The 19,342-nt window shown below is 50.3% G+C and carries 17 protein-coding genes and 1 pseudogene; 9 read left to right on the top strand and 9 right to left on the bottom strand.

Annotation, left to right across the window (positions count from 1 at the left end; genetic code table 11):
• Nucleotides 1-70: 70 nt before the first annotated feature.
• Nucleotides 71-466 (bottom strand): YuzC family spore coat inner layer protein, encoded by a 396-nt coding sequence (locus AC1DVJ_RS05680; protein ID WP_477589042.1) that lies wholly within the window; start codon nucleotides 464-466, stop codon nucleotides 71-73.
• A 435-nt stretch (nucleotides 467-901) separates the two neighbouring features.
• Here AC1DVJ_RS05680 and AC1DVJ_RS05685 point away from each other — a divergent pair, with 435 nt between their 5' ends.
• Nucleotides 902-1,492 (top strand): nitroreductase family protein, encoded by a 591-nt coding sequence (locus AC1DVJ_RS05685; RefSeq protein ID WP_477589044.1) that lies wholly within the window; start codon nucleotides 902-904, stop codon nucleotides 1,490-1,492.
• A 126-nt stretch (nucleotides 1,493-1,618) separates the two neighbouring features.
• On the opposite strand, the gene AC1DVJ_RS05690 is transcribed toward AC1DVJ_RS05685, so the two are convergent.
• The 6 genes from AC1DVJ_RS05690 to AC1DVJ_RS05715 form a co-directional block, all read right to left on the bottom strand.
• Entirely contained in the window at nucleotides 1,619-2,533 is a 915-nt protein-coding gene (locus AC1DVJ_RS05690) for a pseudouridine-5'-phosphate glycosidase (protein ID WP_477589046.1), read from the bottom strand.
• Between the two features lie 4 nt (nucleotides 2,534-2,537).
• Nucleotides 2,538-3,668, bottom strand: a complete 1,131-nt coding sequence (locus AC1DVJ_RS05695; RefSeq protein WP_477589047.1) for a carbohydrate kinase — start codon at nucleotides 3,666-3,668, stop codon at nucleotides 2,538-2,540.
• Nucleotides 3,669-3,808: 140 nt separating this feature from the next.
• A complete protein-coding gene (locus AC1DVJ_RS05700) occupies nucleotides 3,809-4,210 on the bottom strand; it encodes a hypothetical protein (protein WP_477589048.1) in 402 nt (133 codons plus the stop codon).
• A 154-nt stretch (nucleotides 4,211-4,364) separates the two neighbouring features.
• Entirely contained in the window at nucleotides 4,365-5,654 is a 1,290-nt protein-coding gene (locus tag AC1DVJ_RS05705) for a LysM peptidoglycan-binding domain-containing protein (protein ID WP_477589050.1), read from the bottom strand.
• Nucleotides 5,655-5,952: 298 nt separating this feature from the next.
• Nucleotides 5,953-7,941, bottom strand: coding sequence for an alpha/beta fold hydrolase (locus tag AC1DVJ_RS05710; RefSeq protein ID WP_477589052.1), 1,989 nt, complete (start codon nucleotides 7,939-7,941; stop codon nucleotides 5,953-5,955).
• 68 nt (nucleotides 7,942-8,009) lie between these two features.
• Nucleotides 8,010-8,591: a TetR/AcrR family transcriptional regulator gene (locus tag AC1DVJ_RS05715; protein WP_477589054.1), complete on the bottom strand. Its 582-nt coding sequence runs from the start codon at nucleotides 8,589-8,591 to the stop codon at nucleotides 8,010-8,012.
• 237 nt (nucleotides 8,592-8,828) lie between these two features.
• Here AC1DVJ_RS05715 and AC1DVJ_RS05720 point away from each other — a divergent pair.
• A pseudogene (locus AC1DVJ_RS05720) lies at nucleotides 8,829-8,966 on the top strand (YiaA/YiaB family inner membrane protein); the annotation flags it as partial.
• Entirely contained in the window at nucleotides 8,943-9,263 is a 321-nt protein-coding gene (locus AC1DVJ_RS05725) for a YiaA/YiaB family inner membrane protein (RefSeq protein WP_477589272.1), read from the top strand. The pseudogene AC1DVJ_RS05720 and the gene AC1DVJ_RS05725, both read left to right, overlap by 24 nt.
• 143 nt (nucleotides 9,264-9,406) lie before the next feature.
• Here the strand turns inward: AC1DVJ_RS05725 and xylA are convergent, their stop codons facing one another.
• Nucleotides 9,407-10,726 (bottom strand): xylose isomerase, encoded by a 1,320-nt coding sequence (gene xylA, locus AC1DVJ_RS05730; RefSeq protein ID WP_477589055.1) that lies wholly within the window; start codon nucleotides 10,724-10,726, stop codon nucleotides 9,407-9,409.
• Nucleotides 10,727-10,995: 269 nt separating this feature from the next.
• Between xylA and AC1DVJ_RS05735 the strand changes: the two genes are divergently transcribed.
• The 3 genes from AC1DVJ_RS05735 (at nucleotide 10,996) to AC1DVJ_RS05745 (ending at nucleotide 13,409) form a co-directional block, all read left to right on the top strand.
• Entirely contained in the window at nucleotides 10,996-12,171 is a 1,176-nt protein-coding gene (locus AC1DVJ_RS05735) for an ROK family protein (protein WP_477589057.1), read from the top strand.
• A gap of 211 nt (nucleotides 12,172-12,382) precedes the next feature.
• Nucleotides 12,383-12,817, top strand: a complete 435-nt coding sequence (locus AC1DVJ_RS05740; RefSeq protein ID WP_477589058.1) for a hypothetical protein — start codon at nucleotides 12,383-12,385, stop codon at nucleotides 12,815-12,817.
• 82 nt (nucleotides 12,818-12,899) lie between these two features.
• On the top strand, nucleotides 12,900-13,409 hold the full coding sequence (locus tag AC1DVJ_RS05745; RefSeq protein ID WP_477589059.1) for a Crp/Fnr family transcriptional regulator: 510 nt from the start codon (nucleotides 12,900-12,902) through the stop codon (nucleotides 13,407-13,409).
• 19 nt (nucleotides 13,410-13,428) lie between these two features.
• On the opposite strand, the gene hmpA is transcribed toward AC1DVJ_RS05745, so the two are convergent.
• Nucleotides 13,429-14,646: an NO-inducible flavohemoprotein gene (gene hmpA / locus AC1DVJ_RS05750; RefSeq protein ID WP_477589061.1), complete on the bottom strand. Its 1,218-nt coding sequence runs from the start codon at nucleotides 14,644-14,646 to the stop codon at nucleotides 13,429-13,431.
• Between the two features lie 168 nt (nucleotides 14,647-14,814).
• Here hmpA and AC1DVJ_RS05755 point away from each other — a divergent pair, with 168 nt between their 5' ends.
• The 3 genes from AC1DVJ_RS05755 to aguB all read left to right on the top strand — a co-directional run bounded on the left by AC1DVJ_RS05755 (nucleotide 14,815) and on the right by aguB (nucleotide 19,339).
• Nucleotides 14,815-16,833, top strand: a complete 2,019-nt coding sequence (locus AC1DVJ_RS05755) for a dihydroorotate dehydrogenase (protein WP_477589062.1) — start codon at nucleotides 14,815-14,817, stop codon at nucleotides 16,831-16,833.
• 587 nt (nucleotides 16,834-17,420) lie between these two features.
• Nucleotides 17,421-18,458: an agmatine deiminase family protein gene (locus AC1DVJ_RS05760; protein ID WP_477589064.1), complete on the top strand. Its 1,038-nt coding sequence runs from the start codon at nucleotides 17,421-17,423 to the stop codon at nucleotides 18,456-18,458.
• Between the two features lie 5 nt (nucleotides 18,459-18,463).
• Nucleotides 18,464-19,339: an N-carbamoylputrescine amidase gene (gene aguB, locus AC1DVJ_RS05765; protein WP_477589066.1), complete on the top strand. Its 876-nt coding sequence runs from the start codon at nucleotides 18,464-18,466 to the stop codon at nucleotides 19,337-19,339.
• Nucleotides 19,340-19,342 lie beyond the last annotated feature (3 nt).

The following is a 19,342-nucleotide window of genomic DNA, read 5'->3' on the forward strand; positions in this document are numbered from 1 at the left end:
CGTATGTAGCGTTATTCTACAAAACAAAAGAGCAACCCAACTCCTTAAGGAGCCGAGATTGCTCTTTTTGTCATTCGCCCCATTTGAGCATGATCGTGACTAGACAGCATGGATTTCCGGTAATGCGAGGACCAACCATGAACTGTATAGCACTAGGGGAGTAGCTGGTTTTGATGTCGGACTCACTGCCGAAGGTCTGAACGATGCGATCCACTTCTTTTTGATTGCCTCTTTGAGCATTCGTCATTAATTGCTGGGCGATCGCGGGGTCTGTGAGCTTTTTGACGAGAAGATTGGCATCCTTCAATAGATGTTCAGAAGTAACGACTGAGCTAGAAAGCATTTTGGTATTAACAGGCGGATAGTTGCGGTCCCACGCCCAGTAAGGTGCATAGTGGTACGGATGAGCAGGATATTGATGATACTGAACTGGGGGATAGGGGTACAAAGTTGGGTCGTTGTACATCGAGACCGACCCCTTTCTGTAAAATGATGAGCACTAGCAATATATGTAAGTTGTAGGCGAGTGTGCATGGGTGGGTCAAATGAGAATGATAATTATCCTCATTAACTAACTTTTAATTAACTGCTTTACAAATGTAAGTGAGTTAGATATAATAAACCCAACAACATCGCATTTGGAGGAGGTAGAGATCATGGGTAAATGTGCATGCGGCAACACGCAAAACACGGAGGGCAACTGCGACGGTTCACACGCTAAAAAAGACAAATAAGGTTTGGCACATAGACGTTTTGGGAAAGGACTCCGCGAGGTTAGGCTCGTTGGGGTCCTTTTTTGTGTTTGTGCGGGAGCGAGGTGCGTATAGTGATATAAATTGAAAATAAGAGTGGGAACATGTACATTTAAGTTTAGATATGAACCGAAGTGGGAGTGAGAAGCATGGATGTGAAAGAAGCGATTCGTCAGCGACGAAGTATTGGGAAGGTTAAGCAGGATCCGGTTCCGCACGCGCTAATCGAGGAGATATTGGAAGCCGGCGTCTGGGCGCCTAATCATGCGAATACGGAGCCTTGGCGGTTCTGGGTGATGTCAGGCGAAGGCAGAAAACTACTAGGACGTGGCTATGCCGAGGTCGCCATTGCGGAAGCGAAGGCAGGTGCAAATGCGGTACTGTCTGAAGAGGAAGAAGAGAAGCTGCGCAGCAGCAATGAGAAGAAAGCGCTCCGAGCTCCACTCGTGATCGCGGTGGCGGTCTCTCCAGCTGAGAAGCCAGTTGTACCTGTGGTCGAGGAGTATGCTGCTGTGCACTGCGCTGTGCAGAACATGATGCTGACTGCCCATGCGCTGGGCTTGGGCGCCATCTGGCGTACCGGTGATCCCACGTACCATCCGAAAATGAAAGAGAACTTCGGTCTTGTCGGTAAAGAAGATATGGTCGGCTTCATCTATATCGGTTACCCAGAGGGCGCCATGCCAACAAAGGCAGCGCGGTTACCTTTTGCACAAAAAACGATATGGGTAACAGAGTAATCACCGCGCTACTTCCGAAGAAGCGATCAAGTTAAAGTAAAAAGGGACATCACTCTCTGACGATGTATGGCACGTTACGTGTCCATTGCATCTTAGAGTAGTGATGTCCCTATTTGATGTTAAAACCTAGTTCTTCAACGCAACCGCAATCCTTGCGGCGGTCTGCGCATTGTGATAAACGAGCGCGATGTTCGTATCCAGGCTGCGCCCTTCGGTCAGCTGTTTAATCCGCGCTAACAAGAATGGCGTGACCTTCTTGCCGGTCACATTCTGCTCTTTGGCCTCATTCAGCGCTTGCTGGATGACGGCTTCGATTTCAATATGGTCCATAGCGGATTCCGCTGGGACCGGGTTGGCGATGACGGCGCCGCCGCTGAGGCCCAGCTCCCACTTCGTGCGGAGCATGGCAGCCACGTCAGCCGCCTCATCGAGGCGGAAGTCAACGCCGTAGCCGCTCTCGCGGGCGTAGAAGGACGGGAACTCGCTCGTTTGGTAGCCAACCACGGGCACGCCGTGGGTTTCCAAGTACTCGAGCGTACGTCCAATATCGAGGATCGATTTCACGCCGGCGCAGACGACGGCGACGTTTGTTTGAGCTAACTCCGTCAAGTCAGCGGAGATGTCCATCGAGGTTTCACCCTCGCGGTGAACACCGCCGATACCGCCGGTAGCGAACACTTCGATGCCCGCTAAAGCAGCGCCGATCATCGTCGCAGATACCGTGGTTGCGCCGATTTTGCCCGAAGAGAGGATATACGGGAAGTCGCGGCGGCTCACTTTTTCAACATGACCGTTCGTCGCGAAAGCTTCGAGCTCCTGCTCGTTTAAGCCGATCTTGATTTTGCCATCCATAATGCCGATCGTTGCCGGAACAGCGCCGTTATCGCGGATGATTTGTTCCACCTTTTTCGCCATTTCGATATTTTGAGGGTAAGGCATCCCATGAGAAATAATCGTCGTTTCCAACGCTACGATCGGTTTATTGTTCGCAAGAGCTTCCTTCACTTCATCGGTAAATGTTAAATATGAGGTAGGTAACATGGGTTTAATCTCCTTTAGCCATCGTGTTTATCGTAAGTTGTAAGCGTTCCTCGTTCAGCTCGCTGGACGTGGTTTGACTGGTTTGAAGAGTAATGTGCGCAGCCGCAAGGCCGTATTCACAAGATTTTAAATACGATTGTTGACGGGTGACGCCATAGACAATACCAGCCAAGAAAGCATCGCCAGCGCCCGTGACCTCAACCACATTGGTTGGAATCGGAGGGAACAATTGTTCACCTTCTTCACCAACATAGAGGACACCTTGGCTGCCTAGCGTAATGAAAACATGCTTCACGCCGCGTTCTCGAATGCCCCCAGCAACTTTCGTGCGGTCAGGCTCTAAATAGAACATATCAATGACATCCTGGCCTTTGGTTAAAGGCGTATGAGCTAGTTGAACGGCTTCCTCTAAATTCGGGAAAATTGCCGTCACACCGGAAAGATCGAACGGAAGCTTTTTCGCCTTCTCCGAGGAAACGGGATCGATGAAGAGCGGTATATCCTCCGCCTGACATCGACGGATTAACTCCTCTAAGGTGTCACTCGGTAGATTCGTATCCGCGATCACAAGCTTGGCGGCGGCAATATGGGACCATTTGTCCCTGAGCATCGCAGTCGTGAATGTATCATAAATATCCATATTGGCAAAAGCGAGAAACATCTCGCCTGAAGTGTCGAGAAGGGCGGTGTATGACCCCGTGTTCGCTCCCTTAAGCACGATGGCTTGGCTAACGTCGACGCCTCGACGTCGCGTTTCTTCTAGCACCCACTGGCCTGCTTTATCATCACCAACCACCGTTATAAGTGCCGTTTGACAAGCTAATCCGGCTAGTGCTTCAGCGATATTACGAGCAACGCCGCCGCAGGATTCAGAAACCGTCACGGGATTGGAGGAAGCTAAGCGGATCGATTGCTTGCTAATGGCTTTACTGTCGAGATTTGCTCCGCCAATGCAGACAACCATTTGTTCATCCGAGGTGACATAGGCTCTGCCGCGAATCGTTCCCTTTTTGGTCAGCGAAGCAATATAACCAGCCACGGCGGATCGGGAGATACCGATGATACCGGCCATTTCATGCTGGGAGATGAAAGGGTTTTGACGGATAAGCGCTAGGATTTGCTGTTCACGATCCATGGGAAGCTCCCCTCTTTCGTCGTTCTCTCCTTATCTTATCGCAGTCTAAAACAAAAGTCTATAAAATAAACATTTGTCTTGAAAACATGCGAAAAAGCCCGTTCCAAGATCAGGAACTAGGCTTTTATTTGGCCCTGAAGCTATTCCGAATAAGAAGAATTGGAGCGGGATCCCAGTCCAAGTATGCCGAGTAAGCCCAATAAACCTAGGTAGGTGTACCAGTGTCTGGTTTTATCTTTGGGCGCAGCGACAACGGACTGAGCTTGCAGTGTTGAAACACGTAATGCCGTTGGCGGTGTAATTCCATAAGCAGCTGCATGGCCATTCAAGTTAGCAGCAGGGAGTAATCGCGTGTCTGCCCCTGGCATGCCAAAGGGGTTAGTCTGATACATGGTGGCAGGGCCTGTCTTCAAGCTTTGCAGATTTTCGGTCTGCGACAGGTGCTGATCGTGATCATGCGCATGCAGCCGATATTGATGTGCCACGAGCAGTAGAGAAAAAGTAAGGAAGGAAATAGACGCTAATTTGATAGAACGAACCATTATTCCATGCCTCCAAGGATTTAGTAGATAGGGGTCATTCAGTGTAGGTAAGCATATATTCCCCCGGGAACGAGAAGTTATGCATGGAGAGAAGGCTTGGATATCGAAAAAAGCCCCAGCTTTCCCGTGATTAAGGGAAGGGGGCTTCTATGAGTTAACTGCGTTTTACGATTTTAAAATTTTCTTCAAGCAGCAGCCAGTTCTGCGGGAATTTAAGTCCCAGCTTCCAATAGCTAATACCACGAAGACTAAGCTCTTTAATCAAACGGAACTTGGCTTGAATCGAACGAGCATCCTCAAACCAGACCGTATGCTCCTTGCCAGCGTCATCCCAATAGTTAAAATGCGGCGCTTGCGCGGTGTAATCGTACAGAATTTGCGCATTATATTTGCGGGCCAGATCGATCGCAGCCTGAGGTGAAATAGCTTTGGCATAGGCGCCTCCTTTGACAAAGGGTAACGTCCAGTCGTAGCCGTACAAATTTTGCCCCATCATTATTTTAGAAGAGGGCATTTCACTGCGAGCGTACTCTAACACCTTGCGAACAGGTCCGATCGGGGAAACGGCCATAGCAGGTCCGCCGCTGTAGCCCCATTCATAGGTCATGATAATGACGAAATCGACAATTTGGCCATGCGCTTTATAATCATGAGCTTCGTACCAAGCTCCAGCTTGTGTGGCACTTGTTTTTGGTGCGAGTGCCGTGGAGACCAGCCACCCCTTACGATGAAAGCGATCCACCGATTTGCGCAGGAAGCTGTTGTAAGCCTCACGATCCGCGGGTAACAGATGTTCAATGTCAAAATGGATATCTTTAAACCCGAGCTTCTCCGCTGTTGTTTCGATGTTCTGAAGCAGGCGATTTTGAACAGCTTCGTCAGTTAGGATAACGTGCCCAAGCTCTGCGCTGAATTGATCATTCTCAAGGTTAGTGAGCACCATCATCAGGGTGACGCCATGCTGCTGGGCGATTTCTCGCATATTGTTAAGCGGCGGATTGACCAAGGTGCCGTCTCGGTTAATACGGAAGCTGAAAGGAGCTAAATAGGTCAAATGAGGTGCCGCTTCTCGCGCAGCTTGAACGAGAACGGGCGACACATCCGCGCCTCTAGGTTCAATATAAGCATTTACCTCGGCTTGTGTACGAGTGGTTGGGGGGATATATAATCGGAAACCGACCGGCAATGGTTGATATAACGTAAGTCCATTGACGGAAGCGAGTGTGTCTAGATCTATGCCGAGCTTTTGTGCGATTCGGTACAAGCCCTCGCCAGGCTGCACCCAGTAGTAGGAGCCGACAATTGGAATAACTAATGCCTGTCCGATGACTAACGATTGACTGGGGGTCAACTCATTCGCCGCTGCCACTTCTTCGACCGACACGCCATAGGTTTGTGAAATGCGATACAACGTTTGTCCCTTTTGGACAACGTGAATTTGCATAGGGTTTTCCTCCTTGAAAAAGATGACCGAGCCTCCCCGTAAGGCAGTCTCAGTAGGTGAAACTCGCTAAAGCTCAACTGAGACGCCCAAAGTGGGAGGCTCAGGAGATAGGAAGTCGGAAATGACTGTATCCGAGCCTGTTTGCTTCAACTTTCATCCCTGGAATGGCCTTGATGAAGGTTTTCTCTTATGTTATTCGGCTGGTGGGCGATAGGTGAATGTCTTGGGTGAAAAAGATAAAGAGCTCGCCTATCCGGACCCAGCGCATGGGCAGACAGGCGAGCTTATGGATAAAGGGCTATAGACCTTGCTGCCGCAGCAGCTGGGCTGTCAGTTCGGGGTGCGAGATCGGGAAATGGTGCGCCGCCCCGATCTCGAGCACGCGGGCGGAGCGAAGCTCCTCCGCCAAAGCGAATACGCGATCCTGTGTGCCCCACAGGATCGAGGCCTCTTGCAGCAGCTCCGCCAGCTGCTGCGGGGGAACCGCCTCTGCGCAGGCCAGCGCAGAGAGAGTCTCTGCAGTCGTCTTCCGCACACGCGGCGACTGCAGCTCTTGCAGGACATAAGTGACATACGAAGTCGGTATGTCACTTATGTCCGTGAAGCAGCCCTGCGTCAGCAGCTGCTTCCGCAGGTCTTTCTCGCGCAGCCAGCGCAGCGCGAGAAGGTTGAGACGCGCGCTGCGGTACTTGCGCGCGGCGGGGTGCAGGGCAGGCTGCAGCAGATGCAGCCTGTGGATCCGCTCCGGTACGCGAGCGTAGGCGTGGGCGGCTAGGAGGCCGCCCAGCGAGTGGCCCACGAGCGTAACCGGGGTGTCGAAAGCGCGGATCGCCTCGACGAGCGCTGCGATGTGGCCCTCCATCACGTCGGCAGCGTGATGGTAGGGCGAACGTCCGAAGCCTGGCAGATCGACCAGGCAGACGTCGTGCTCTGGGAATTGCGACGCCAGAGGGAGCAAACAATCCGCTCCGCTCAACGTGCCGTGCACGAAAAGGAGGGTGGACGTTGGCCGCACGAAAGGTATGCGTTCTACGCTCTGTTTGGAGTCACTCCATGTTACTCGCCCTAGTTCACTCCGTTCCTGTCTCTGCTCCGTTACACGTCGATCTAGCATCCCACTCCGTTCCAGACTAGCCAAAGGCCCTCGCTTCCCTCGCACAAACCCCTCATTAGTCATGGGACCATGCACCAGCTGAAAATCAAGATCTGCAATCGTAAAAGGCAGCATCTCACTGCGTACTGTGTTCGGGAGCCCGTGTTTGTGCAGCAAGCTTTCTTTCGGTGCAATCGGGAAAGGTGTGTTCGTTTTCACGATAAATTCTAGGGATTCCTTCGGAATACCAAGCTTTTGTCCTAATGGTGTGCCTAAAAGCTTAATCAGCCATCTTGGCGAGATCGATCCGTGAGGCTTACCGACACGCAATTCTTTGGCGATCAGTGAAACTAGACCCTGCATGGAGGGGCTCACCTTGGGATCATCCAATAAATAGTAGGTTTGCGAAGACGGTGTCGCCTCTTTCGTTAATAAATGGATAAAGGAGGCGACATGATCGACATGGACAAGCGGCAACCAATGTGTAGAGCCGCCGGGTACGATAGACATCAAGCCGCGCGCGGTAGCACGGACGAGAATGCCGAGACCGCCAGTTTGAGGCGTTTCTCCATGCAGCGAGCTGCCGATGACAACACTAGGATGCACGATGGATAGAGGAAATCCCAACGCCTTAGCACCTTCCCGAATGCGTAAATCTGCGAGGCATTTCATAAGCTCATAAGGCGGCCCTTGTTCCAAATGCGCGATCAGGGGAGCGGGATTGTGCATATTCTCATCTGTCCAAGGGCTTTTGAAGCCAACCACATGGATAAAATGCTTTAATCCCGCGCGCTGCTGAATGTCCGCAGCCAATCGAAGCATTTCTTCCGCAGCTTGCAAGAAAACCTTGCGTGCCTCGTTCTCACTGATCAGGATATTCATCGGTCCGCCCGAATGGATGATAACATCTGCAGTCAGGACCATATCCCTGTCAGAAGGGCTCAAACCAAGACAAGGCATGCTCAAATCGCCGATTACAGGGCGGATCCTGTTGGAGAAAGTGTCAGCTTCGCGCATACGCGTGGATTCCGCAGAGGTTCCCACCACAGCAGTCCATCCAAGCCCCTTACAAATTTGCTCCCAACGCGATCTTGACCGAACGAGCACGGACACCGTGTGATTCTCATGGGAAAGCTGGTCTAACGTGTGGGTTCCGATAAATCCAGTACCGCCAGTTATAAAAATATGTGCCAATGGAATAGCCTCCGTTTCGTCTCCAATTAATCAATAGTACTATTCAGTACTAGTCGTGGTCAAAAAAATTACTTTAGCAAATGAGCTAAAGTAGTAAGCGTCTGACCTAGCAAAGCCGGATCTCGATTCGCATGCTGTAGAAAAAGAGCGCCTTCGAGCGTTGAGACGATGAGCCCAGCGACAGCTTTTGTAGGAAGTGTAGGAGAGAATTCTCCTTTGCGCACACCTTCGACGAGCAGGCCTTCGACCAGGTGCATTTGATCCTGAAAAAATAAGCCTACTTTCCGTTTGAGTTCGTCCGCCTCCTGCGGCATTTGCGTATACAGGGTGAGGAAGGGGCAGCCGGCTAAGAAACTAGTTTCGGTGCCTGTCATGCTTTGAAGGAACAGATCAAACCGCTCCTGCACACGTAAGTCTGAACGAGCTGCGATGTCCTGCATCTGCTGCGAATAGGTCTGGATAAGCTGATCGAGAATCGCGGCCAAGAGTTCTTCCTTGCTTTTAAAATAATAGTAAATATTCGTTTTCGATACCGAACTAGCGAGCACGATTTCGTCCATACTCGTGGCCAAATAGCCTTTGGTCAGAAAGAGGTTCATAGCAGTCTGGAGCACAACATCACGATTGGTAATCTTTTTTGTCTTTGTCATGAATAGTACTATACAGTACTAAAATGTGGGTGTCAACTCCTTTCGCGTCATTTAGGCGCAATTCATGTTAGGAAGTCTTAGGAGTAGGTACTATTGGAAGATAGTACTAGTTAGACCAGACAAAGCGCCATATACTAAGTAACAAGAGCAAGTCATTCATAACTCGTTGCAGGGCAACGATAGGGGGATTTTAATATGATGAATCAGCGGAAACGGAATACAACGGCATTTACCTTTATGGCGTGGGCGTCTTTTATTGGGGCTTTCGTGGCAATGTTTATTGGGATATATACACTCGAGGAATCGCTTAGCGTGAAGGGGTATTTTGCGGTATGTGCGCTGTTCCTTACCATGTCGGCGTTCGTACTCCAGAAGGTCATTCGAGACAATTTGGAAGATGGGTACGAATCCCGTAAAAGGAATACATCGGCTTTCACATTCCTGGCGTGGAGCTCGTTCGCTTTAGCCTTACTGGGCATGTTCATCGGGATTATTAATTTGGAGCAGATTCTTTCCGTCAAAGGTTACTACGCCGTAACGGCTTTGTTCCTGACAATGTCCTCTTTTGTTCTGCAAAAAACAGTTCGTGATAACAACGATGACGATGCATTGAACCCTGTTCAGCACGTACATGTTGGATCCCATTCAAATGAAATCAAAATGGAAGAGTAGTAACATGTCGGTAGAACGCTAACTTATCTATCGTCACAAAGATTGCTATCACCGCGGCTGGAGCCGCTCCTACTAGGGCTTCAATCGAAAAAAATCCCGCCCCAGCCAACGGCTGAAGCGGGATTTTCACATTTTTACATAGATTAAGCGTTAAGCAAATATTGATTCACAGTCGCTTTGATCAATTCCAAACGGCCGGATTGGTTCACGATTGGTCCGTTATTGGCAAGTGCATAAGCTTCTAGTGACTTGAAGTCCGCTTTGCCAGACACGATGTCTGCGCCGATACCGGACTTGAAGGAACCGTAGCGAGTATCAAGGATGTTGTCGAATACTTTGTCTTCGATCAATTTCGCTGCAACTTGCAAGCCGCGTGCGAATGCGTCCATACCAGCAATGTGTGCATACACAACATCGATTGGCTCGAAGGAAGTACGACGAACTTTGGCGTCAAAGTTCACGCCGCCACGGCCGATGCCGCCTTCGTTCAAGAGGATTTCGTACATCGCCATTGTAGTCGAGTACAAGTCAGTCGGGAACTCATCTGTATCCCAACCTAGCAACAAGTCGCCTTGGTTCGCATCGATGGAACCAAGAATGCCGTTAACGCGAGCTACACGAAGCTCGTGCTCAAACGTGTGACCAGCAAGCGTTGCATGGTTAGCTTCAAGGTTTAACTTGAAGTAAGGAAGCAAGTCGTATTTTTGCAAGAATGAAAGTGTTGTAGCTGCATCGAAATCGTATTGGTGCTTGGAAGGCTCTTTCGGTTTAGGCTCGATCAGGAATTGACCTGTGTAGCCGATTTCTTTGGCATAATCTACAGCCATGTGCAGGAAGCGCGCTAGGTTGTCGAGTTCAAGACCAAGATCCGTGTTCAAAAGCGTTTCGTAACCTTCACGGCCGCCCCAGAATACGTAGTTTTCAGAGCCAAGCTCTTTCGCGTGATCCAAAGCTTTCTTCACTTGTGCTGCTGCATAAGCAAAAACTTCAGCATTGTTGGAAGTAGCAGCCCCGTGAACGAAGCGCGGGTTCGTGAACATGTTTGCTGTATTCCAAAGCAGCTTTTTGCCTGTGGAAGCCATTTTATCTTTGATCAAACCAACGATTTCGTCGAGGTTTGCATTCGTTTCTTGCAGGGTGCTGCCTTCAGGCGCGATATCGCGATCGTGGAATGCGAAGTAGTCCACACCTAGAATGTTTAGAAGCTCGAAGCAAGCATCAACGCGAGCTTTGGCAAGCTCTAGTCCGTCGTATTTGTCCCAAGCACGGATGTTAGTGCCAGCGCCGAATGGGTCCGAACCATTAGCAGAGAAGGAGTGCCAGTAAGCAACTGCGAAACGCATATGGTCACGCATTGTTTTGCCTAGAATCACTTGATCTGGGTTATAAAATTTAAAGGAAAGTGGGTTCGTGGATGTCGGGCCCTCGTAATTAACTGCTTGAATGTTGTCAAAGTAGCTCATGAATTCAGCCTCCGTATAAATGAATGATAAATGCTTATGAAGTCATCATAGCATCATTCGAATAGTTTGTAAATTCATTAAACAAACTTAGTTGGTGCGTGAAAAAGTCTTCTATGTTAGAATCATTCTCATAGCGATGACTCGAAATATAAGCGTATAGGTTTCACACAATACAATGCTTATATTTTTTGATAAACACTGTGATACGTCCCAGGAGGACGGCGTAGCCGTTTATTTCACAGCATTTGGAACGGTATGGAGGATAACCAATGAAACAAACAGGCGACTTAAACCTCGTGAAAAAAATAAATAAAACGATCGTGCTGCACCACATTCGTACAGATTCACCGATTTCACGCGCTAGAATTGCTGAGATAACGGGGCTGACGAAGGCGACGGTCTCTAGTCTAGTGAATGAACTCATCGAGAGTTCCCTCGTGGAAGAGATCGGTGTCGGGGAATCGAGCGGCGGGCGTAAGCCGATGATGCTGCTTTTTAATGGCATGGCAGGATATGCGATTGGCGTTGATCTTGGCGTGCATGACATTTTGGCTGTGCTTACGGATCTGACGGGGAAAGTGATTCGCGAGAATCGCATCCAGCATCACAATGAATCCGTGGAGCAGGTTACCGGCCTGCTGAAAACAACGATTCGTGAACTAATTGAAACGGCGCCTGAGAGCGTGTATGGCGTTATTGGTATTGGCCTTGGCGTGCCAGGCATCTGTGATGAGGAGGGGAATTTATTGTTTGCCCCCAATCTGGGCTGGGAAAATGTACCGCTGCAGAGCCAGCTTGAAGCTGAGTTCGGGCTGCCTGTTGTGATTGATAATGAAGCGAATGCTGGGGCCGTGGGCGAGAAGCAGTTTGGCGCAGGCAAAGACACCGCGAACCTCATTTATGTGTCCATCGGAATGGGGATCGGTGCAGGAATTATTATTAAAAACGAACTGTATCGCGGCGCGACGGGTTTCTCCGGCGAGATCGGCCATATCTCAATTCAGCATGACGGTCCCAAATGCCGCTGCGGCAGCTTTGGCTGCTGGGAGCTTTACGCATCGGAGCATGCGTTATTGGAGCAAGCGGAGAAAGAGATCGGGCACGATGTCGATTTAGAGACTCTATTAAGCAAAGCGGAAAGTGGCGACATAGCGGTCATCAAGCTTTTTGAGCGGCTGGGCTACTACCTTGGGGTCGGTGTGGTGAACATCATTAACGGATATAATCCGGAATTTATTATTCTGGGTGGGCGACTTGCCGGTGGGGAGAAGTGGCTCATGAAGCCATTGCTGGAGCTGCTGGAGAAACGATCTCTTCCGCATCCGCGCAAGCAGTTGAAGGTGGAGTTTTCGGAGCTTCGTGATCGGTCTACTGTGCTTGGGGCGGCGTCTTTTGCTGTGGCGAAGTTCTTTGCTTCGACAACAGTGTCCGTGGATCGGAGCTAGCTAAGCGACATACGAGGCAGTAATAACTTTACATGATATGTAAAGTCATTGACTGAATCTCTGTCTATTTTGTAAAATGGGATAGGTCTAGTTTGAACGGCCTCATGTATCCCATTATAGAAAAGGACGGGAACCAACGATGTTTCTTCGTTCACTTATTATTTGCTGCTACTTGATGGGAGCATATTGGGCTTCCTATCACTTTCCATCGATGAAGATGGTTTTTTACCCAACGCTGGGGGCATTCAGTTTTCTATTCATGCATCGCGTAGATAATATCAAGGAAATTCGCCGCATTATTATCGGAGCCATTATCGCGGTGACGATGGGCAGTCTATTTTACACCATAAGCACGGGAGCCATTTCCTTCTTCCTGACAGCTCTCGTGACGATCACCTTAATCCAATTTTTCAAATGGAATGCCGCGCCAATCTTGGCGGTTTCGTTCATCCCTTATTTTGCTCATCCAGTCTCCATGTGGGCTCTGCCGATTGCGGTTTTCGTGTCGTTAACAGGGTTGCTGATCTCGATTTGGCTTATTAGTAAGGTCGAGCAGTTGAATTGGTATGTAAGCTTATCGGGTAAATTAACACAGGCGCGTCTGTTGATTCGGACACCATTCGAGCCGTTGAAGAAAGAACTATAGCACGCCGTCATCAGTGTGAAAATGAAAAAGCGATCAGCCTAAGGTGCTGTCGCTTTTTTTTCAAATAGAAGGAGACATGTAGATGAAGCTGCATAAAGGAGAAATCCTATTCCGCCAAGGAGAGACGGGCTCGCTATTCAGGCTGCATGCGGGTCTGTTGAAAATTGTCCGATCACATGAAGACGGTAATTCGACGCTCGTGAATATCATAGTGCCCGGTGAGACGATTCCGCATCATTCGCTGATTAGTCCAAGTGCCTACTATGCAACTGCAATTGCGCTGGTAACTAGTGAGATCGAAGTGCTGCCTGCTGCGCAGTGGTATGAGGATTTGGAGCGCAGCCCGGAGCATTTTCGCACGATCGCACGTCAATTACAAGAAAAGCTGCGCATGATGCAGCAGCGTATTGATCAACTGACCGAAATGACGCCAGCGGCTAAATTGCTGAAAATGGAAACATGGTTTCAACAATATATAGGTACCTTGAAGCTGACAGACGTGCTAACCCAAGAGGAAATCGGTCAGTTCATTGGGCTTCGCCGAGAAACCGTGAATCGGCTGCTACGGGAAACAGGGAGAAAGAGCGACTAGGCTCTTCTCCCAAAACTTGTTAAGTAAGTGCACCCGCTGGACCGAAGAATTCATAATGACGGTCCGCTTCCGGAACACCCCATGCGATGAGTGCTTGATTCACTGTTTTCATGAACGGAACGGGTCCACAGAAGTAGAAGCTTCCATCCACAGTTGGCACCACGCTTTGAATCCATGGAAGATCGAGATAGCCCTCTTTGTGATAAACCTGCTCGCTGGTATCCGCAGCTGTCGGCTCCGCATAGCACCAAGCAACGGTCAGTTGAGGATGCTCCTCGGCAAGCTGCTCGATCTCTTGACGAAGTGCATGATGCGCCCCATTCTGAGCGGCATGGATAAAGGTAACTTGACGATCCGGCTGCGTGGTTGTAAGTACGTGGAGCATACTCACCATAGGGGTGAGCCCAACCCCGCCGCTGATGAGTGTAATAGGTCGCGTATCGGCTGGATCAAATGTAAAGTCACCTGCAGGTGCGGAAAGCCACACGACAGTTCCTTCTTGAACCTGGTTGTGCAAATAGACGGAAACCTTGCCCGTAGGAACAGCAGGATTGGTGTCCTCGCGTTTGATGGAAATCCGATAGAACGGCTTTCCAGGTGCATGTGAGAGGCTATATTGCCGAATATGCGTGTGCTCTTCTCCAGGTATTTGAATGCGAATACTGACATATTGTCCAGGTTCAAATGCAGCTATAGGGCCCTTATCCTGCGGAGTCAGGTAGAAGGACGTAATGACGTCGCTTTCTCTCTTTTTGCTTGCGATAATGAACGGTCTGAAATCTGTCCACCCCCCAGGCTGCTGAGCCGAATTCGTATACATATCTGCTTCAACGCCTATGAAAGCACTCGCAATGACCCCGTAAGCTTCAGCCCAAGCTCCAAGAATCTCGTCCGTCGCCGCATCACCTAACACATCTTTGATCGCTCCTAGCAAATTTTCGCCTACGAGGGGATATTGCTCTGGTTTGACGCCTAGACTGCGATGCTTATGCGCAATTTGTTTGACCGCGGGCAGAATAGCCTCCAATCGATCAATATTTACAGCTGCTGCGTATACGGCGTTGGCAAGTGCTGATTGTTGACGGCCTTGTTTTTGATTGGCGTGATTAAATAGATTTAACAGCTCTGGGTGAGCCGTGAACAGCCTCTCGTAGAAGCGTTTGGTTATGGCTACACCATGGACTTCGAGTACAGGCACGGTGGATTTAATCACTCGAATGGTTTGTTCGCTTAACATGTGGGATCATCTCATTTCCAATAGAATGGCTTGATGTCCTCAGTATAGCGAACAAAAGGCGGGGAACTCTGTGATTATAATCACAGGAATTGGTAACAAAGTGTGTCTATGGGCAGGTGGACGGTTACGCTGTATACTGGAACTAACATCCAAAAGAGGAGGCGGCCTATGCCCGATTGGTCGTATCATACGCTATTTAAACCATTGCTTTTCCGGCTTAAGGGTCGGACGGCAAGAGAGCTTACGCTGCATGCGATAGGCGGGCTAAGTCGCATTCCTGGAGGGACCTTCGTGATCCGCACGATGGGCCACATGGAAATGTCGCCTCTACTTGCGAGCGAGCTTGCAGGCGTGCCGATTGCCTGCCCGGTTGGCCTCAGCGGCGGGCTTGACCCACAAGGCACGGCAAACAAGGCCCTCGCCCAGTTTGGGCTCGGCTTCATCGAGCTCGGACCTGTGACGGTCCGAGCTGTTAGTAGCCATGTATCGATTACTCGCATGGCTGATGAGGAAGCCATCGTCTACCCCGATGGCTATGTCAACGACGGCGCGGACGCGATCGCTGCGCGCCTGCGCAAGGGCACGGGGCATCGCCTGCCGCACTTCGTGCGGCTCCGGCCGATGCCGGGGAGCTCGCCGCGCGAAGCGCTTGAGGAGCAGCGGGAGCTGCTTCTCAAGCTGGCGCCGTACGCGGCGGGGTTCACCATAGATGGCCTTGCCGAAGGCTGGCCATCCGACAAGGCATTGGCGTACCTCGATGAGGTACGCCAGCTGGCACAAGCGGCTGCCCCGGGCAAGCCGTTGCTGCTGTATGTGCCGCAGCAGATCCCCGAGGGGGAGCTGCGGGACATGATGGACACCGCGCGAAGCTTCAGCGGTGTCGTCCTCGGCGACGCGCAGCGAGAGCCGGGCACTCGCCGCGAGCGCGTAGGCGGCGGCGCTGCTTTGCTCAGCGCGCAGCTGAGCAAGGTCCGGCTGCTGCGCGAGGCGCTGGGCGAGCGAAGTGCGATTGTGGCGGCTGGCGGCGTGCATCAGCCGGAGGACGCGTTCGCGTTGCTGGCAGCTGGAGCGAATAGCGTCATGCTGCACAGCGGGCTCGTCTACGCGGGGCCAGGGCTGCCCAAGCGAATCAATGAAGCGATTCTTTATCATCGCATCACTTCTCCTGTGACCTCCAATGTCGTAGTACCTTCCGACCCTTCGATCACTCCTCCACACGGGGAGATCCCATCCGTCCCGCCTTCACCATCCTCTCCACCCACCCCATCCTTTTGGTCGAATTGGGGGTGGATGAGCCTGCTAGGATTAGGCATGATGATTGGCGGTGTTCTAGCATGGTTGATCGCAGCAACGACAGTAGTATTGCCTTACGATGAAGACTTTTTGGGTAGATCCCGCAGTGAAATTATTCGTTTCAATACACATCTTCTTCATTTCATGTCCCATGATCGCATCACCTTAGCGGGGACGATGATCTCCATTGGCATTTTCTATTATCAGCTAGCGCATCACGGCTTACGCTACGGGCTGCATTGGGCTCGAACCGCAGTCCTATCTTCCTGTGTTGTCGGCTTTAGCAGTTTCTTTCTCTATCTCGGTTACGGATATTTCGATCCGCTTCATGCGGCTGCAGCGGTAGTTCTGCTGCCTATGTTGCTGCTTACGCTGCGTGGTTTGAAGGATTATCCGTCTCGCAAGCCGCCAGGTCTTCGAAATGATCGGGTATGGTTAAGAGCCCAGTGGGGGCAATGCTGCTTCGTGGTACTTGGCTTCGGTTTAGGGATCGGCGGACTTACCATATCGATCGTCGGGATTACGGACGTATTCGTCCCGAGTGATTTGGCCTATTTGGGTCTAACCACTTCACAATTGTCTGCTTGGAGTGATGCCATCATCCCCCTTATCGCACATGATCGCGCGGGCTTTGGCGGTGCACTTTTTTCACTGGCAGTGGCGATAACCGCTTCAGCGCTTTGGGGGATCAATCAAGGTGAAGGCTGGTTGTGGTGGACATTCCTATGGGGTGGGCTGCCGGGCTTTGTGGCAGGACTGTTCGTTCATGCGCATATTGGATACACGGATTTTGTGCATTTGCTGCCTGTTTACATAGCCGTGCTTCTCTATCTAGCTGGCTTATATTTGACGTATCCGTACCTGACAGTTCGAATGAACCGTTGGCTGGGATAGTCAGCGCGAGGCGCGAGGTCACCCTTTAAAGGATGGCCTCGTTATTATTTTCCAACAACTTCACCGGAAGTTGCATTAGTCCGATATTTCCGAATTAATACGAGGAATTACTTAAAAAAAAGACCATTACTCAGATTCTGCCGAACTATTTGCTCTTTTTCCTTGCGTGAGGGTTGTTTTGGTGGATTTAGTTAGGCTTTTTAGGACTAAATAAGATTTAATCATGCGGACAGTGAAATTAATTCGACAATTTCGGACTAATAGCTACCTGGGAGTAATCCGACCTAACATCCGCATCAATATGCGGCACTTGGACACGATACAAGTCAATAGGAATCACTTCGACTTGGGGTTTGCTTCCCTAGGGTGCGGAAAATGCAAGCAGGATACTAATTACATTGAGCCTAGGCTCCATTTGAGTTATGATGAAAGACGATGTTTTTATTCAAATATAAGATGTTATATGTTTCACGTAAATAAGTCGGCTATATTTCTCCATAAACACTGTGATACGTCCTTAGAGGACAGCGTAGCCGTTTATTTTGGATTTTTCATTACCAATTTGAGATAAAGTGAGATGACTGATGATGACGAAACCTAAAGATTTAAACTATAGCATGCCAGCAGAATGGACAGAGCACGAGCGTACCTTTATTTCTTGGCCTGTGCAAGCGTCGATGGTTTACCCTGAGGATCACGCAGTTGTATCCCAAGGCTATGCGGATTTGGCGAAGGCGATTGCCGAATTTGAACCTGTTACCGTGATAGTTAACCCTTCCGATGCGGAGCAAGTGAAAGCGATGTTCACAGAGTCCAACGTGGATTTCCTGGAGATCCCGCACAATGACGCATGGTTCCGCGACAACGGTCCGACATTCGTGTTGAACGCTCAGCAAGAAATCGCGGCAGTCAATTGGACATTTAACGCTTGGGGCGGCAAATACGCGCCTTGGGATCTAGATGATAATGTAGCCCCGCAAATCGCGGAGCACCATGGTATTAAGCGTTTTGACGCTCCGCTGGTCATGGAGGGCGGTTCCATCCACGTGGATGGAGAGGGCACCCTTTTGACTACCGAAGAATGTCTGCTGAACACGAACCGTAACCCGGATCTAAGCCGTGAGGAGATTGAGGAGCATGTCCGCAATTTCGTGAACGTGGAGAAAATTATCTGGCTGAACAAGGGGCTGGACGGAGACGAGACCGATGGTCACGTGGATAACATTGCATGCTTCGCGGCTCCAGGTAAAATCATTCTGCAAGTCTGCAACGATCCTTCGGATGCTAACTATGCGATTACGCAGGAGAATTTGGAGATTCTCCGCAGTGCGACAGATGCGAAAGGCCGTTCATTTGAGATTATCCAAATTGAACAACCGCCGCTTACGTTCTTTGAAGAGCAGCGTTTGACGCTTAGCTATTTGAACTTCTATTTCGTGAACGGCGGCATTATATTGCCGGTGTTCGGTGGGACGGCTGAAGAGACGGATCGCAAGGCGATTGATGTCCTGCAAGCGACGTTCCCTGATCGCAAAATCCGCACGATTAACGGCATGTCCATTATCAAAGAAGGCGGCAATGTACACTGCACGACGCAGCAAATGCCAGCTAGTAAGAAAGGGTGATTCCATTGAGAAAAGTGACAGTGGCAGCCACGCAAATGAGCTGTTCTGACAACATAGAAGAAAACATCGCCAAAGCGGAGAAATTGGTTCGTGAAGCCGCGGCAAAGGGCGCGCAAATTATTTTGATTCAAGAGCTGTTCGAGACGCCGTATTTCTGCCAAAAAGAGAAATCCGACTACTACCACTTCGCAACGGAGCTGGAAACGAACAAAGCGATCAATCATTTCCGTGAAATCGCGAAGGAACTCGCGGTTGTACTTCCGATCAGCTTTTATGAGAAAAAGAACTACGCACGCTACAACTCGCTAGCTGTGATTGATGCCGACGGTACTGTGATGGGCACGTACCGCAAAAGCCACATCCCCGACGGTCCGGGGTACGAGGAGAAGTTCTATTTTAACCCGGGCGATACGGGCTTTAAGGTTTGGAAAACACGCTACGCCAAAATCGGTGTCGGCGTTTGCTGGGATCAATGGTACCCGGAGGCTGCTCGCGTAATGGCGTTGATGGGGGCGGAGCTGTTGTTCTACCCAACGGCGATCGGCTCGGAGCCGCAGGATGGCTCGATCGATTCCAAGGATCACTGGCAAATGTGCATGCGCGGTCACGCGGCTTGTAATTTGATGCCGGTTATCGCGTCGAATCGGATCGGCAAGGAAGAAGATGAGGATTCCAGCATCAACTTCTATGGTTCTTCCTTCATTGCAGGTCCGCAGGGCAATCTAGTTCAGGAAGCTGGTCGCGACGAGGAAACGGTTCTCGTTGCTGAGTTTGACCTAGATCAGCTGGAAATTCAGCGTATCGAATGGGGTATTTTCCGCGATCGTCGTCCGGATCTATATAAGAAAATCGCTACTTATGACGGTGAGCAGGTGTTTTAATTG

Source organism: Paenibacillus sp. P4_A9, from assembly GCF_056402415.1.